The sequence below is a fragment of the Phreatobacter sp. GW821-FHT04C01 genome, assembly GCF_059420385.1.
In genome coordinates, this window is record NZ_JBWKTP010000001.1 from 916,836 (window position 1) to 932,742 (window position 15,907).

The 15,907-nt window shown below is 67.8% G+C and carries 11 protein-coding genes; 8 read left to right on the forward strand and 3 right to left on the reverse strand.

All coding sequences use genetic code 11. The features are described 5' to 3' along the window. Nucleotides 1–11 precede the first annotated feature (11 nt). From AC07WJ_RS04305 to pheT, 4 genes are all read left to right on the forward strand, one after another. Nucleotides 12–1,070 (forward strand): Rieske 2Fe-2S domain-containing protein, encoded by a 1,059-nt coding sequence (locus AC07WJ_RS04305; RefSeq protein WP_494933280.1) that lies wholly within the window; start codon nt 12–14, stop codon nt 1,068–1,070. A 61-nt stretch (nt 1,071–1,131) separates the two neighbouring features. Then, nucleotides 1,132–2,214: a phenylalanine--tRNA ligase subunit alpha gene (gene pheS, locus AC07WJ_RS04310; RefSeq protein ID WP_494933281.1), complete on the forward strand. Its 1,083-nt coding sequence runs from the start codon at nt 1,132–1,134 to the stop codon at nt 2,212–2,214. Next, nucleotides 2,211–2,636, forward strand: a complete 426-nt coding sequence (locus AC07WJ_RS04315; protein ID WP_494933282.1) for an ASCH domain-containing protein — start codon at nt 2,211–2,213, stop codon at nt 2,634–2,636. The genes pheS and AC07WJ_RS04315 overlap by 4 nt, the downstream gene beginning before the upstream one ends. Continuing rightward, nucleotides 2,633–5,050 carry a phenylalanine--tRNA ligase subunit beta gene (pheT, locus tag AC07WJ_RS04320; RefSeq protein WP_494933283.1) on the forward strand — a complete coding sequence of 806 codons (2,418 nt, stop codon included), beginning with the start codon at nt 2,633–2,635 and terminating at the stop codon, nt 5,048–5,050. The genes AC07WJ_RS04315 and pheT overlap by 4 nt, the downstream gene beginning before the upstream one ends. 61 nt (nt 5,051–5,111) lie before the next feature. Here the strand turns inward: pheT and AC07WJ_RS04325 are convergent, their stop codons facing one another. Next, nucleotides 5,112–5,702, reverse strand: coding sequence for an isochorismatase family protein (locus tag AC07WJ_RS04325; RefSeq protein WP_494933284.1), 591 nt, complete (start codon nt 5,700–5,702; stop codon nt 5,112–5,114). Between the two features lie 89 nt (nt 5,703–5,791). Here AC07WJ_RS04325 and AC07WJ_RS04330 point away from each other — a divergent pair, with 89 nt between their 5' ends. The 3 genes from AC07WJ_RS04330 (at nt 5,792) to AC07WJ_RS04340 (ending at nt 10,495) form a co-directional block, all read left to right on the forward strand. Next, nucleotides 5,792–6,667, forward strand: a complete 876-nt coding sequence (locus tag AC07WJ_RS04330) for a LysR family transcriptional regulator (protein ID WP_494933285.1) — start codon at nt 5,792–5,794, stop codon at nt 6,665–6,667. A 56-nt stretch (nt 6,668–6,723) separates the two neighbouring features. Continuing rightward, nucleotides 6,724–8,118: a leucyl aminopeptidase family protein gene (locus AC07WJ_RS04335; protein WP_494933286.1), complete on the forward strand. Its 1,395-nt coding sequence runs from the start codon at nt 6,724–6,726 to the stop codon at nt 8,116–8,118. Nucleotides 8,119–8,209: 91 nt separating this feature from the next. Continuing rightward, nucleotides 8,210–10,495 (forward strand): NADP-dependent malic enzyme, encoded by a 2,286-nt coding sequence (locus AC07WJ_RS04340; RefSeq protein WP_494933287.1) that lies wholly within the window; start codon nt 8,210–8,212, stop codon nt 10,493–10,495. Between the two features lie 50 nt (nt 10,496–10,545). Here AC07WJ_RS04340 and AC07WJ_RS04345 read toward each other — a convergent pair whose 3' ends face one another. Then, nucleotides 10,546–13,125, reverse strand: a complete 2,580-nt coding sequence (locus AC07WJ_RS04345; RefSeq protein WP_494933288.1) for an EAL domain-containing protein — start codon at nt 13,123–13,125, stop codon at nt 10,546–10,548. A gap of 117 nt (nt 13,126–13,242) precedes the next feature. Here AC07WJ_RS04345 and AC07WJ_RS04350 point away from each other — a divergent pair, with 117 nt between their 5' ends. Continuing rightward, the gene (locus AC07WJ_RS04350; RefSeq protein WP_494933289.1) at nt 13,243–13,854 is read left to right on the forward strand and encodes an HAD family hydrolase; all 612 of its coding nucleotides are present in this window, start codon (nt 13,243–13,245) and stop codon (nt 13,852–13,854) included. Here the strand turns inward: AC07WJ_RS04350 and AC07WJ_RS04355 are convergent. Beyond that, a complete protein-coding gene (locus AC07WJ_RS04355) occupies nt 13,799–15,883 on the reverse strand; it encodes a PAS domain-containing hybrid sensor histidine kinase/response regulator (RefSeq protein ID WP_494933290.1) in 2,085 nt (694 codons plus the stop codon). The genes AC07WJ_RS04350 and AC07WJ_RS04355 overlap by 56 nt on opposite strands. Nucleotides 15,884–15,907: the final 24 nt, after the last annotated feature.

A 15,907-nucleotide genomic window follows, 5' to 3' on the forward strand; every position in this document is an offset into this window, starting at 1 on the left:
GCGGAGACAGCATGCAGGGACTGACAGCCGAACTGATCAAGGGTCTCTGGTACGTCGCGGCCCCGGGCCGCGACCTGAAGCCCGGCAAGATGCTGAACAAGGTGCTGGTCGGCGAGCCCGTGCTGATGGGCCGCTCGGCGAGCGGCGAGGTCTTCGCCATTCGCGACGTCTGCCCGCATCGCGGCATTCCCCTGCATTACGGCCAGTTCGACGGCCAAAGCATCCAGTGCTGCTATCACGGCTGGCGTTTCGACACGTCGGGCGCCTGTGTCGAGATCCCGTCGCTGCGCGAGGGCCAGCAGATGGATCTCGGCAAGATCAAATGCGGCTCCTACCCCTGCGTCGAGCGGCAGGGCCTGATCTGGATCTTCTTCGCCAGGAACGGCGAGACGCCGGCCGAGGCCGGCCAGCCCGAGCCGCCGGCCATGCCCGACTTCGCCGATGCGGTCGGGCCGAAATTCCATATCATGCTGCCGTTCCACTGTTCGGTCGACCATGCCGCCTTCGGCCTGATGGACCCGACGCACGCGGCCTATGTGCACACCTCCTGGTGGTTCAAGAAGGGCGCCAAGAAGCTCCGGCCGAAGGAAAAGAAATTCGCGCCCTCCGAGCTCGGCTGGTCGATGGTCAGGCATGAACTGCCGCCGCAGAACATCGCCTACAAGATCCTCGGCACGCCGGTCACCACCGAGATCAGCTACATGCTGCCGGGCCTGCGCATCGAGAATATCCGCGGCGCCAAATACCAGGCGACCGGGCTGACCGCGCTGACGCCGCTCAACGAGGGCGAGACCGAGGTGCATCAGTTCTTCTGGGTCTCGGCCGGCTGGATGTCGGCCTTCAAGCCGGTCTTCGAGCACCTGATGCGGGTGTTCCTCGACCAGGACCGGCGCGTGGTGATCCAGCAGCGCGAGGGCCTGGTGCACCAGCCGAACCTGATGCTGATCAACGATGCCGACACCCAGGCGCGCTGGTGGATGCGGGTGAAGGACGCTTTCCTGAAGGCCCAGGCCGATGGCAAGCCGTTCGAAAACCCGCTCCGGCCCATGACGCTGCGCTGGCGCAGCTAGTAATGCTTGACCCCGCCATCGCCCCAAGCGAAACGAAGCCTCCTCATTCGCGGCCTTTCCCATGACCGATCTCGTCTCTCTCGAAAATGACCTCCTGACCGCCGTTTCGGCCGCGGCCGACGAGGCGGCGCTCGAAACCGTGCGGGTCTCTGCGCTCGGCAAGAAGGGCTCCGTCTCGGCCCTGCTGGCCACCCTCGGCCAGATGGCGCCCGACGAACGCAAGGCGGCCGGCGCCGCCATCAATGCCGTGAAGGACAAGGTGAGCGAGGCGCTCGCCGCGCGGCGCGACATCCTGAAGGCGGCGGCGCTCGACGCCCGGCTCGCCGCCGAGACCGTCGACGTCACGCTACCGGTGCGCGAAAGCCCGTCGGAGACCGGCCGCATCCATCCGCTGTCGCAGGTCTTCGACGAATTGACCGCGATCTTCGCCGATATGGGATTTTCGGTCGCCGAAGGGCCCGATATCGAGACCGACGACCTCAATTTCACCAAGCTGAATTTCCCTCTGGGCCACCCGGCCCGGGAAATGCACGACACCTTTTTCTTCAATCCGAAGGCCGACGGCGAGCGGATGCTGCTGCGCACCCATACGAGCCCGGTGCAGGTGCGCACCATGCTGACCCAGCCGCCGCCGATCCGGGTCATTTGCCCCGGGCGCACCTATCGCATCGATTCGGATGCGACCCACACGCCGCAGTTCCACCAGGTCGAAGGCCTGGTGATCGACAAGGGCAGCCATATCGGCCACCTGCGCTGGATCCTCGAGGAGTTCTGCAAGGCCTTCTTCGAGGTCGACCAGGTGAAGATGCGGTTCCGGCCGTCATTCTTCCCGTTCACCGAGCCGTCGATGGAAGTCGACATCCAGTGCAACCGCCAGGGCGGCGAGATCCGCTTCGGCGAGGGCGAGGACTGGCTGGAAATCCTCGGCTGCGGCATGGTGCATCCGAACGTCATCCGCAATTGCGGCCTCGATCCCGACGTCTACCAGGGCTTTGCCTGGGGCATGGGCATCGATCGTATCGCCATGCTGAAATATGGCATCAGCGATCTCCGGCAGTTCTTCGAGGCCGACGTGCGCTGGCTGGCCCATTACGGTTTCCGGCCGCTCGACCTGCCGACGCTCGCCGGCGGGCTCAGCACATGACGGCGGAGCTGATCCCCGAGGTCTACCGCGCCGCGCCGCGCTGGTCGTTCGGCGACAGTCCGGCGCTCGCCGACGAACTGCTCGCCCTGGTGCTGGCAGGCACCAAGCGGGCGACCTGCGAGTCGCTGGCGTCCTGCCAGGCCAATATCATGCCGCGGGCCGGCGAGGTCAGCGTGATCCTCGACGGCGCGGGCAAGCCTGTCTGCGCCATCGAAACGACCGACGTCGCCATCATGCGATTTACCGAGGTCGACCAGGCCTTCGCCTTCGAGGAAGGCGAGGACGACCGGACGCTCGAGTCCTGGCGCGCAGCCCATCGCGGTTATTTCGGCCGCCAGGGCACCTTCAGCGAAGACATGCAAGTCGTCTGTGAGCGCTTCAAGCTGCTCGACGTGTTCGAAAGACCGGAATCCCGCTCATGAAGTTCACCCTCTCCTGGCTCAAGGACCACCTCGACACCGATGCGTCGCTCCCGGACATCACGGAGACGCTGACCCGCATCGGCCTGGAGGTCGAAAATCTCGAGGATCCCGGCGCGAAGTTGCAAGACTTCACCATCGCCTATGTCATTTCGGCCGAGCAGCACCCCAATGCCGATCGCCTGCGGGTCTGCATGGTCGATACCGGCTCCGGCGAACCGGTCCAGGTGGTCTGCGGCGCACCCAATGCGCGCACCGGCATGAAGTCGGTGTTCTCACCGCCCGGCACCTATATTCCAGGCAAGAAGATCACGCTCGGTATCGGCACGATCCGCGGCGTCGAGAGCCGCGGCATGCTCTGCTCGGCGGCCGAACTGGAAATTTCCGAGGACCATGACGGCATCATCGACCTGCCGGCCGATGCGCCGCTCGGCCAGCGTTATGCCGATTATGCCGGGCTGTCCGATCCGGTCATCGAGATCAACCTGACGCCGAACCGGCCGGACTGCACCTCGATCCACGGCATTGCCCGCGATCTCGCGGCGGCCGGCCTCGGCAAGCTGAAGAGCGAGCGCACCGAGCCGGTCAAGGGCGGTTTCCCGTGCCCGCAGAAGGTCGAATTGCAGTTCGCGCCCGGCGAGGAGAAATATTGCCCGGCTTTCGCGCTGCGGCTGGTCCGCGGCGTGAAGAACGTCGCCTCGCCCGAATGGATGCAGCGCCGGCTCACCGCCATTGGCCTCAGGCCGATCAACGCGCTGGTCGACATCACCAATTACATCACCTTCGACCGGGGCCGGCCGCTGCATGTGTTCGATGCCCGCAAGGTCGCCGGCACGTTGGTGGTGCGCCGCTCGAAGGCCGGCGAAACCGTGCTGGCGCTGGACGGCCGCATCTATGGCCTGACCGGCAACGAGACCGTCATCGCCGATGACAACGGGGTCGAATCGATCGCCGGCGTGATGGGCGGCGAGCATTCCGGCTGCGACGAGAATACCACCGACGTGCTGATCGAATCGGCGCTGTGGGATCCGATCGACATTGCCCGCACCGGCCGCAATCTCGGCATCATCACCGATGCCCGCTATCGTTTCGAGCGCGGCGTCGATCCCAACTACACCGTTCCGGGTGCCGATCTCGCCACCCGGCTGGTGATCGAGTTCTGCGGCGGGGAAGCCTCCGAGCTGACGCTCGCCGGCCAGATCCCGGACACCGACCTGATCATCAATTTCCCCTTCACCGAAACCAACCGGCTCACCGGCCTGGAGATCTCCGACCGGGAATCGAAGCGCATCCTGGAAAGCCTCGGCTTCATGGTTTCCGGCAACGGGCCGGTGGTGAAGGTCGTGCCGCCGTCCTGGCGGCCGGACGTCTATGGCAAGGCCGACCTGACCGAAGAAATCATGCGCATCGCCGGCGTCGACCGGGTGCCCTCGGTGCCGCTCGATCGCGGCGGCACGGTGCCGAAGCCGGTGCTGACCCAGATCCAGAAGCGCACGCGCGCCGCCAAGCGGACGCTGGCGAGCCGTGGCCTGATCGAGGCGGTGACCTGGAGCTTCATCTCGAAGGCCCAGGCCGAGCTGTTCGGCGGCGGTGAGCCGTCGCTGGCGCTGGCCAATCCGATCGCCGCCGATCTCTCCGACATGCGCCCGACCTTGCTGTCCGGCCTGGTCGCGTCGGCACAGCGCAATGCCGATCGCGGTTATGGCGACGTCGCCCTGTTCGAGGTCGGCCAGGTGTTCCGCGGCGACCGGCCCGAGGACCAGTTGATCGCCGCCGCCGGCGTCCGGCGCGGCCTCGCCAAGCCCGAGGGCATCGGCCGGCACTGGCAGGGTTCCGGCGCCGTCGACCTGTTCGATGCCAAGGCCGACGCGCTCGCGGTGCTCTCGGCCGCCGGCCTGTCGGTCGGCGCCGTCCAGGTGGTTCCGGGCGGGCCGTCCTGGTTCCATCCGGGCCGTTCCGGCACGCTGCAAATGGGCCCGCAGAACGTCTTCGGCTGGTTCGGCGAGCTGCATCCGAAAGTCCTGGAGGCGCTCGACGCCAAGGGACCGGTGGTCGCCTTCGAACTGATCCTCGACAAGATCCCGGCGCCCAAGGCGCGGCCGACCCGGGCCAAGCCGCAGCTCGCTCTCTCGGCCTTCCAGCCGGTCGAGCGCGACTTCGCCTTCGTGGTCGATCGCAAGGTCAAGGCCGGCGATATCGTCAAGGCGGCGCAGGGGGCCGACAAGCAGCTGGTCACCCATGTCGCGGTGTTCGACGTCTATGAAGGCAAGGGCATCGATCCGGACAAGAAGTCGGTGGCGCTGGCGGTGACGCTGCAGCCGCGCGAGAAGACGCTGACGGAAGCCGAGATCGAGGCGGTCAGCGCCCGGATCGTCGCCGACGTCGCCAAGAAGACCGGCGGCAGCCTCAGGGGCTGACCGTCCGTGACGCGAAGCGGCTCACGCTTCGCGTCACCGTTCCCGGCCCGAACGAAGCGGCTCAGGCGAAGGCAGCCACCGGGAACACGCCGGCGAAGCGGTCGGCCAGCGCCGCCAGCTCGGCCTCGTGCAGCGCCTTGGCGCTGACCACGCCGCCGCCGCTGCCGGGCAGGTCGCGGGTGGCGCAGGCATCGCCCGCCACCGATGTGGAATAGCCGAGGTCGAGGGCCGCCCGGACCGTCGACGATACGCACATATGCGTCATGAAGCCGATGACGACGAGCGGGCCCGCCGGCGCGCCGATGCTGGCGGCAAGCTCGGTGCCCGAAAACGAATTCGGCCGCGGCTTCTCGATCACCGTCTCGCCGTCGTGGGGAGCCAGCGCATCGATGATGGCGCCGCGCCTGTCCTCGCGGTCGAACAATCCGCCTTTGCCACCCTTATGGGCGATGTGGATGATCCGGCTGCCGGCGGCGCGCGCCCTGGCGAGCAGCGCGGCGGCACGCTCGACCGCGGCTTTCGCCTCGGGCAGGGCGATCGGGCCCTCCAGATATTCGTTCTGATAATCGACCAGGACCAGGGTTGCGCCGGCGAGCTTCGGCGGCTGCGGCACGAAACCGGCCAGGCCGAAAAGGGTGGTGGGATTGGACATGTCGGGATCTCCTTCGCCGGATCATTCAAGGGCCTGCGAAGGTGCAGGTAAATCTGTATTCTTGGGCGCAGAACCTGCATAAACGCAGGATGACCTGGGACGACCTCGAACTGCTGCGGCGCATCGTCGATGCCGGGACCTTGACCCAGGCGGGCCGGGCGCTGGGCGTCGACCAGACGACGGCCGCGCGCCGCCTGGCGCGCATCGAGCGCCAGCTCGGCATGACCCTGTTCGATCGCATCGGTGGACGCCTGGTGGCGACGCCAGTGCTGGCCGGGGCGATGGAGCATCTCAAGGCCATGGCGGAAGCGGCGCACCGGTCGCAGGCCGCGCTGCGGCACACCAAGGCCGCGCTCGACGGGCGCGTGCGCATATCGAGCCTCAGCTTCGTGCTGACCCATGTGCTGGCGCCGATGGTCGGCAGGCTGCACGATGCCCATCCGCTGATCACGCTGGATTTCGTCTCTGAAGCCCGCAACGTGAATTTCGAGCGGCGCGAGGCCGATATCTCGATCAGGCTGGCCCGCCCGACCGACGAACAGGCGATCGCCCGGCGGCTCGGCGCCGTCAGGTTCCGGCTCTACCGGGCGACCGGTGCGGCGCGCGCCGGTGCGCCGGTCGTGCGCTATGACGACGCGTTCGCCCATCTCCCGGAAATGCAGCTGCTCGACCGGCTCCGGCCCAAGGCCCGCGTCGTGCTCAAGTCGGGGCAGCTGGAGGTGCTGATCGCGGCGGCGGCGGCTCTCGGTGGCGAACTGATGTTGCCGGAGCCGGTCGGCGACGACGCGCCGGGGCTGACGCGCGCCGAGGACGCGGAGGCCGTCGCCGACCGGGAACTGTTCCTGCTGATCCATCCCGACCGGCGCCGCGCGGAAAATGTCGCGGCGGTGGTGCGTTGGATCGAGGCGGCGTTTCGCGAGCGCCCAGGCCTGGTGACTGGCAGCCGTCCGGCGCGACGGGGGTGACTTGCCGCGCCCACTGGTTCTAGCTTCCTCCTATCTCCCGTCCTTCAAGGCTTGCCATGCACCCGCTTCTGAAACCCGCCGGCACCGCCGGCGCCACGCCGATCAGCTTCGTCACTCCGGCATCGCAGCAGGCGGCCATTGACGGGCTGACCGCGGCCCAGAAGGCCTATCTCGCCGTCATCGGCTTCGAGCCGAAACCGGGCAAGGCAGCGCTGCTGCCCGCGGCCGACGGCACGCTCGCGGCTGTCCTGTTCGGAGTCGAGGCGGAGGACGCGCGGCATCGCGACCTGATGCTCGCCGGCAAGCTGCCCGGCCAATTGCCGTCGGGGCTTTATCGCTTCGCCGATGGTCCCGCCGATCCGGAGCGTGCCGCCTTTGCCTTCGTCACCGCGCAATATCGCTTCGGCCGCTACAAGGATGCGGCGGCGAAAGAGGTCGTCCTGGTCACGCCCGACGGGATCGATGCGGAAGCGCTGAGCCAGGCGATCGACGCGACGTGGCTGGCGCGCGACCTCGTCAATACGCCGGCCAACGATCTCGGCCCGGCCGAGCTCGAAGCCGCGATCCGCGAGCTCGCCGCCCGCCACGGCGCCGATGTCTATTCGATCATCGGGCCGGATCTCCTGGAGGCCGACCTGCCGATGATCCATGCGGTCGGCATGGGGTCGTCGCGCAGCCCGCGGCTGGTCGATCTCACCTGGGGCGATCCGGATCATCCGAAGGTGACCCTGGTCGGCAAGGGTGTCTGTTTCGACACCGGCGGGCTCGACATCAAGTCCGATGCCGGCATGCTCCTGATGAAAAAGGACATGGGGGGCGCCGCCGCCGCCATTGGCCTCGCCCATATGGTCATGGCCGCGAAGCTGCCCGTACGCCTGCGGCTGCTGGTGCCGGCGGTGGAAAATTCCATCTCCGGCCAGGCGTTCCGGCCGGGCGACGTGTTCCCGACCCGCAAGGGCCTGTCGGTCGAGATCGGCAATACCGACGCGGAGGGACGGCTGGTGCTGTGCGATGCGCTGGCGCTGGCCGACGAGGAGGAGCCGGTGCTCCTGGCCGATTTCGCCACGCTGACGGGAGCCGCCCGGGTGGCGCTCGGTCCCGACCTGCCGCCGATCTACAGCCATGACGACGCGCTTGCCGCCGAGATGATGGCGGCCGGAGCCAGGGTCGCCGACCCGGTCTGGCGGCTGCCGCTGTGGAGCCCCTATGCGGCCGGCCTGGAAAGCCGCGTCGCCGATCTCAACAATGTCGCCACCGGCGGCTTCGCCGGCTCGATCACCGCGGCGCTCTATCTCGACCGCTTCGTCGAGAAGACCAGGAGCTGGGTCCACGCCGACATCTATGCCTGGGTGCCGGCGGAAAGGCCCGGCCGGCCGGTCGGCGGCGAATTCCAGGCGGGTCGCGCCCTGTTCGAGGTGATCAAGGCACGGTTTTCAAGACAGGTGCCGTGACGCGAGGCCCATCCGCCGCTCGACCCGTTGCCGCAGCGCTGGCAGACCCTTAAGGTCGCCGTCCCCGCTCAGGAACGCTCAAAGAAAAACCATGACGACCGACAGCACATCCGGCCGACGCAACCGCCCGACCATCACCGATCAGGAGGCGCTCGCCTTCCACCAGGTCGGCAAGCCCGGCAAGCTGGAGGTGGTACCGACAAAGCCGATGGCGACCCAGCGCGACCTGTCGCTGGCCTATTCGCCAGGTGTCGCCGTGCCGGTGCTGGCGATCGCCGAGGATGCCAACCGCGCCTTCGATTATACGACGCGTGGCAACATGGTGGCGGTGATCACCAACGGCACCGCGATCCTCGGGCTGGGCAATCTCGGCGCGCTCGCCTCCAAGCCGGTGATGGAGGGCAAGGCGGTGCTGTTCAAGCGCTTCGCCGATGTCGATTCCATCGACCTGGAGATCGATACCGAGGATGCCGACAAGTTCATCGACGCGGTGCGCTATCTCGGTCCCTCGTTCGGCGGCATCAACCTGGAGGACATCAAGGCACCCGAGTGCTTCATCATCGAGCAGCGCCTGCAGGAGCTCATGGACATCCCGGTGTTCCATGACGACCAGCACGGCACGGCGATCATCGCCGCGGCGGGCCTGCTCAACGCGCTCGACATCACCGAGCGCACGGTGAAGACCACCCGGCTGGTGGTGAACGGCGCGGGTGCCGCCGGCATCGCCTGTGTCGAGCTCCTGAAGGCGATGGGCTTCGCGCCCGACAATGTCATCCTGTGCGACACCAAGGGCACCATCTATCGTGGTCGCACCGAAGGCATGAACCAGTGGAAGTCGGGCCACGCGGCGGTGACCGACGCGCGCACGCTGGCCGACGCGGTGAAGGGCGCCGACGTGTTTTTCGGCCTGTCGGTGAAGGGTGCGCTGACGCCTGAAATGGTCGCCTCGATGGCGCCCAGGCCGATCATTTTCGCCATGGCCAATCCGGATCCGGAAATCACGCCGGAGGAGGTCCATGCCATCCGGGACGACGCCATCGTCGCGACCGGCCGGTCGGACTATCCGAACCAGGTCAACAACGTCCTCGGCTTCCCGTTCCTGTTCCGTGGCGCGCTCGACGTGCGCGCCACCCAGATCAACATGGAAATGAAGATCGCCGCGGCCCAGGCGCTGGCCGATCTCGCCCGCCTGGACGTGCCCGACGACGTGGCCGCGGCCTATGGCGGCGGCCGGCCGAAATACGGCCGGGAGTATATCATCCCGGTGCCGTTCGATCCGCGCCTGATGTATGCCGTGCCGATCGCGGTGGCGCAGGCGGCGATGGATACCGGCGTCGCCCGCCGGCCGATCGTCGACATGGCCGGCTACAAGGCCGAGCTGATCGCCAGGCTCAATCCGGTCGCCGGCGTGCTGGCGCGGATCTTCGAACGCGCCCGGCGTTCGCCGCGCCGCGTCGTCTTCGCCGAGGGCGAGGAGGAGCAGGTGATCCGCGCTGCCCAGAGCTTCGTCAACCAGGGGCTCGGCACCGCCATCCTGGTCGGCCGGGAAGACCGCGTGAGGGCGACCGCCACCGCCGCCGGCATCGACCTGAAGGACGGCATCGAGATCGCCAATGCCCGGCTGTCGACGCGCAATGCCGACTATGCCAACCAGCTCTACGAGCGGCTGCAGCGGCAAGGCTACCTGTTCCGCGACTGCCAGCGCCTGGTCAACCAGGACCGCAACGTGTTCGGCGCGGCCATGGTGGCGGCGGGTGATGCCGACGGCATGGTGACCGGCGTGACGCGCAACTATTCGTCGGCGCTCGAAGACGTGCTCAAGGTGATCGACACCAAGCCGGGGCATCGGCTGATCGGTGCTTCGATCGTGCTGTCGCGCGGCCGCACCGTGCTGGTCGCCGATACCGCGATCACCGAGATGCCGACGGCCCAGGAACTGGCCGAGATCGCCATCGAGGCGGCCCATGTCGCGCGCCGCCTGGGCACCGAGCCGCGCGTCGCGTTGCTCGCCTATTCGACCTTCGGGCATCCGCGCGGCGAGCGTTCCGAGAAAGTCATCGAAGCGGTGCGCATTCTCGACAGCCGGCGGGTCGATTTCGAGTATGATGGCGAGATGGCGGCCGATGTCGCGCTCAACCGCGACCTGATGCAGGCCTATCCGTTCTGCCGCCTGTCCGGACCAGCCAATGTCCTGGTCATGCCGGCGTTCCATTCGGCCTCTATCTCCACCAAGATGATGCAGGAACTGGCGGGCGCCACCGTGATCGGGCCACTGCTGGTCGGGCTCGACAAGCCGGTCCAGATCGTGCCGCTCGGGGCCCGGGATTCCGACATCGTCAACATGGCGGCGCTGGCCGCCTATAATGTCGGCGGCTGATCGGGACGGGCAGGGCACGCTATCGCCCCCGGAGGCTTGGCTTCCGGGGGTCAGACGCCGATCGGAGCGGCGTCGAAATGGGCGTTCTCGTCGTCGGGGATGAGGCTCGGCGCCTGGACCGATGCCTCGATGGTCTCGGCGATCCAGGGCGCCGCGTCGGGCGGTACGGGCCGCGCGAAGACGAACCCCTGGACGCAGTCGCAACCGAGCTCGGTCAGCACCTGAACCTCGGATTCCCGTTCGGCGCCCTCGGCGACGACCGACATGCCGAGGCCGCGCGACAAGGCGATGATGCCGCCGAGCAGCTTGCGTTTTTCCGGCCGGGTGGCGATGCCGTCGACGAAGGAGCGATCGACCTTCAGCCGGTCGAACGGCAGCCGGGTCAGATAGCCGAGCGACGAATAGCCGGTGCCGAAATCGTCGAGCGCCAGGCGAACGCCGAGTGCCGAGAGCGCGGTCAGCGTGCGGCTGATGCGCTGTTCGGTATGGTCGACGAACAGGCTCTCGGTCAGCTCCAGGCAGAGCAGGTGCGGCGGCAGGCCGGTCTCCGCGAGCACCGCGGAGACCGCCGTCTCGAAATCCATATTCCAGAACTGCGCCGGCGAAACATTCACCGCCACGCTGCGTGGCGGCAGGCCGGCCTCGATCCATTTGCACGCCTGTTGGCAGGCCTCGCGCAGAACCCAGAGGCCCAGGTCGACGATCAGCCCGGAGCTCTCGGCGATCGGAATGAACTCGGCGGGCGAGATCGGGCCGCGCTCGGGATGGCTCCAGCGCAGCAGCGCCTCGAAGCCGATGACCTTGCGGCCGGGCAGCTCGACCTGCGCCTGGTAATGCGCATGCAGCGTGCCCTCGTCGATGGCGTGACGCAAATGGCGGCCGAGGTCGAGACGGTGTTCCACCGCCTGGGCATAGGCCGGCGCGAAGACCATGCTGCGGCCGCGGCCGGCCTCCTTGGCCATGTAGAGCGCCAGGTCGGCGTTGCGCATGGCCTCGTCGACGGTGGCGCCGTCCTCCGGCAAGTTCGCGATGCCGACGGTCGCGCCGATGAAGGCCTCACCATCAGACAGGTCGATCGGTCCGGTGAGCCGGCTCACGATGCGATCGGCCATCTCGCTGATGTCGGTCTCCTGGCCCTGGCGCTCCGGCAGCACGGCGAATTCATCGCCGCCGAGACGGGCGATGAAGGCCTTGGGGCCGAGTTCCTGGCGCAGCAGCACCGCGACACGGGTCAGCAATTCGTCGCCGGCGGCGTGGCCGAGCGAGTCGTTGACCTCCTTGAAGCGATCGAGATCGATCAGCAGCAACGCGCCGCTGCTGCCTTTTCGAAAGCATGCGTCGATGAGGGAGGCCAGCTCGCGCTTGAACAGGGCGCGGTTGGCGAGCCCGGTCAGCGGATCGCGATAGGCCAGCACCTCCAGCCGGCGTTCGGCCTCCTTGCGCTCGGAAATGTCCTGCATGGTGCCGATCACGCCGAGCACCTTGCCCTCGGCATCGATCTCGGCCTTGCAGGTCAGCGCGAAGTCGCCGACGGTTCCGTCGAAGCGGCGCGCCTGGACGTCGATGGTGCCGGTTCTCTGGGTCCGGATGACGTCCCTTTGCAAGGCGACGATGCGTTCGGCGGCCTCGTCGAGGAAATGCGCGAGCACCCTGGCATGGGTCGGATCGAAGGTCGCCGGATCGAGGCCGAGCAGCGCGAAACATTCGGTCGCCCAGGTGACGCGCTCGGCGCCCAGCCGGTAGTTCCAGGTGCCGATCTTGCCCAGCCGATGCGCCTCGCGCAGCGCCTCGGTGCGTTGCGTCAGCAGGTTTTCGGCCCGCCGCAATTTCGAGATGTCGCTGGCCGTGCCGCGATAGCCGAGAAAGGTGCCGCGCTCGTCGAAGATCGGCTTGCCGCTCGAGCGAATCGTGACGGCGGCCTGGCCCGGCCTCTGAATGGTATAGACGAGATCGCGGAATGGCCGGCGCGCGGCGAGGTCCTCGAAATGCTGCTGCATGAGCGGCACGTCTTCCGGCACGAGTGCCAGGTCGCGGCGGGTGAGACCGTCGACCTTCGGCATGGTGACGCTGCTCTGCCAGGTCGCGTCGTCGGCGATGTCGACGAAGCGATGCTCGATATCGGTCTGCCAGCACCAGTCGGACGCCGTGTTGATGAAATCGGTCAGGCGCTGCTCGCTCTCGGCGAGCTTCCGCAGCGCCAGGGTCTCCTCGGTGATGTCGCGGACGATGCCGGAGACCTTGACGATACGGCCCTGGCCGTCGCGTTTGGCCTCGCCGTGGACCATGAATTCGAGCACGGTGCCGTCATAGCGCCGAAAGCCGCCCTGGACGGCATAAGCGACGCCGGTCTTCCAGCAGTTCAGGTAATTGGCGCTCAGCCGCTCGGGAGCATCGCCCAGATAGCCTTTGCGGACATCGGCGATCGGTACGAGGCCGGCACTGGTCTCGAACTGGTACATGTCGGCGAGTTCCGACGAAATCCAGAACGTGGTGGTCTTCGGGTCGTCGGCCTTCCAGTATCCCATCCGCGCGATGCGCAGCGCACGCGACAGCAGCGCCTCGTCGCCGGCCAACGACGCCGACGCGGTGCTCGAGGCGTTCGGACCATGCGGCCTATCTTGGTCTGCCATATGCGGGAACCAGAGAATTTGTCGCGCGATCTTCGCCAGATTGACTTATCAGTCCGTTAAGCGCGTGAAATTCAAGGCAAAAAGTGGTCATAATCGCCTAACGGAAGGTAGCTTTGTATGGTGTCTCGGTCAGTCGTTCCGGTCTTCGACATCGGACAGGTCCTGGTGCGCTGGGAGCCGCGGCGAGGCCTCGCGCCTTTCTTCCCGGACGCAACCAGCCTCGACCGCTTCATCGCGGAGACGGATTTCTCCCGCTGGCATGCCCATCAGGACGCCGGCCGCAGCGTTGCCGAGGCCATCGAGGATGCACATCGGCGCTTCCCGCACTATGCCCATGTGATCGCCGGCTTCTACGACAATTACGGTGACAGCCTGCCCGGCGAAGTGCCGGGCACGCGGGCGATCTTCGAAGGGCTCGCCGCGCGTGGCCCGGTCTACGGCATCTCGAATTTTTCGCGCGAGCTGTTCGACCGTTCGGTGCCGGACTATCCGTTCCTCGGCGGCTTCACCGGGCTGGTGCTGTCGGGCGATGAGAAGCTGAACAAGCCGGACCCGCGCATCTATCGCATTCTCTGCGAGCGCTACGATCTCGATCCGGCGCGGCTGGTGTTCATCGACGACAGCCCCGCCAATGTCGCGGCGGCGCGGGCCGTGGGCATGGCCGGGGTCGTGTTCACCGGCGCGCCTTCGCTTTGCGACGCGCTTCGGGACCTCGGCCTTTCGTGGTGACCGGGCTGTAGAGCGCCAGCGTCTCGGCCAGCCGGTCGCGGTCGAGCGGCTTGGTGACGAAAGCGTCCATGCCGGCGGCAATGGCGGCGGCGCGATCTTCGACAAAGGCGTTGGCGGTCAGCGCGATGATCGGCAGATGCCGGCCGCCGGCCTCGCGGGCGCGGATCATCTTGGCGGCCGACAGGCCGTCGCATTCCGGCATCTGCATGTCCATCAGGATGAGGTCGAAGGATTGCGCCGGGTCGAGCGCGGCGTCCACCGCGGCGCGGCCATCGCGCACCCAGACCGGTTCATGGCCGAGCTTTTCCAGGAGCCGGCGCACCAGCAGGGCATTGATCTCGTTGTCCTCGGCGACCAGAACCCGGAGCGCACGCTCGGCCTTGACCGGCTGCTGCGGCTCGGGTTCGTCGAGCGGATCGGCGGCGGTCGGGCTGCCGGTCTGGGGCGGATGCATCTGGGCGACCAGCGAGGCTTCGCGGACCGGCGAGATGAGCCAGCCGGCCAGGCCCTTTTCGCGCCAGCCGGCGACCTCGCCGCGTGCCGCCGGCGTGACCACCAGGACCGTGCGGGCGACCCGCCCGGCGAGCGTCGAGAGCGCGGCGCCGACATCGGCATCGCCCAGGCGCCGGTCGATGAGCGCGGTGTCGAAATGGCGGTCCGGCGGGATCGACGCGACGGCTTCGATGCGCAGAACCTCGGCGCCGCGGGCCTTCAGCCGGGCCGCCAGGACCGTTGGTTCGACGGTCGAGGGCGAGACCAGCAGCACCGCCAGCCCGTCCAGGCGGTCGAGCGGCGCGGGCTGTTCGTCAGCCAGCACCAAGGGCAGGCGCAGCGTGAAGACCGATCCGCGGCCGAGCACGGTATCGACGCCGAGGGTGCCGCCCATATGCACGACGAGGCGGCGGGAGATGGCGAGGCCGAGGCCGGTGCCGGCATGGCGCCGGGCGAAGGTCGCCTCGCCCTGTTCGAACTCATCGAAAATGCGCTCGAGGTCATCCGGTGCGATGCCGGGGCCGGTATCGCTGATGGCGATGACGAAATGGCTGCCATCGCGGCTGACCGTCATGGCGACGCCGCCGGCCTCGGTGAATTTCACCGCATTGCCGGCAAGATTGAGCAGAACCTGGCGCAGCCGCGTGCCGTCGCCCATCAGGCGCTGCGGCATGTCGGGGGCGATCGCGGTCGCCAGGTCGAGCTGCTTGCCGTGGGCGCGCGGCCCGAGCAATTCGGCGACGCCCTCGACCAGGGCGGCCAGTTCGAACGGAGCGACGTCGAGATCGAGCCGGCCGGCCTCGATCTTGGAGAAGTCGAGGATCTCGTCGATCAGCGACAGCAGCGCCTCGCCCGACGTCTTGACCGCCTCGGCATAGGTCTTTTGCTCGGGCGTCAGCCGGGTGTCGATGAGCAGGGCCGCCATGCCCATGATGCCGTTCAGCGGCGTCCGGATCTCGTGGCTGACGGTGGCGAGGAAGCGCGACTTGGCGCTGCTGGCGCTTTCGGCGCGGGCGCGCGATTCGGCGAGCTCGGCCTCGGTCGCCTTGCGTTCGGTGATATCGCGGCCGGCCGACTGGATCTCGTCCAGGCGGCCGTCGCTGCCACGCACCGGATGATGGCGCCAGGCGATCCAGCGTTCGCCGGCGCTGGTTGCGATGCGCTCGTCGGCGCTGTGCGAGCCGTCCGGTTCGTGGCGTTCGGCCGCCACTTCGAGCACGTGATGGCTGGTGGTGCGGCCGACCAGGCCGTCGGCGACCTCGCCGATGAGCGCGGCATAGGCCGGGTTGGCGAAGGTGATGATGCCCTGGCGGTCGCGCCGCACGATCAGGTCGCCCTGGGCATCGACCAGATCGCGATGACGCTCCTCGCTTTCGGCCAGTTCGAAGACGCGGTCGGTCAACCCTTCCACGGTCTCCTCGAGCGCGGCGGTCTTGCGCAGCAACGCGGCGCGGACATGGACGAGCCGGGCAAGGCCCGCCATGGCTGCGACGGCGAAAGCCGCTGCGATGCCGGCGACGAGGGCGATCGGATCCACTGGCTGTCTCTCCACGCGGGATCG

Coding starts and splice junctions, on each gene's coding strand:
- AC07WJ_RS04330 (WP_494933285.1), top strand. CDS start 5,792: ATGACCTGGGACGACCTCGAACTGCTGCGGCGCATCGTCGATGCCGGG.
- AC07WJ_RS04325 (WP_494933284.1), bottom strand. CDS start 5,702: ATGTCCAATCCCACCACCCTTTTCGGCCTGGCCGGTTTCGTGCCGCAG.
- AC07WJ_RS04340 (WP_494933287.1), top strand. CDS start 8,210: ATGACGACCGACAGCACATCCGGCCGACGCAACCGCCCGACCATCACC.
- AC07WJ_RS04315 (WP_494933282.1), top strand. CDS start 2,211: ATGACGGCGGAGCTGATCCCCGAGGTCTACCGCGCCGCGCCGCGCTGG.
- AC07WJ_RS04305 (WP_494933280.1), top strand. CDS start 12: ATGCAGGGACTGACAGCCGAACTGATCAAGGGTCTCTGGTACGTCGCG.
- AC07WJ_RS04345 (WP_494933288.1), bottom strand. CDS start 13,125: ATGGCAGACCAAGATAGGCCGCATGGTCCGAACGCCTCGAGCACCGCG.
- AC07WJ_RS04335 (WP_494933286.1), top strand. CDS start 6,724: ATGCACCCGCTTCTGAAACCCGCCGGCACCGCCGGCGCCACGCCGATC.
- pheT (WP_494933283.1), top strand. CDS start 2,633: ATGAAGTTCACCCTCTCCTGGCTCAAGGACCACCTCGACACCGATGCG.
- AC07WJ_RS04350 (WP_494933289.1), top strand. CDS start 13,243: ATGGTGTCTCGGTCAGTCGTTCCGGTCTTCGACATCGGACAGGTCCTG.
- pheS (WP_494933281.1), top strand. CDS start 1,132: ATGACCGATCTCGTCTCTCTCGAAAATGACCTCCTGACCGCCGTTTCG.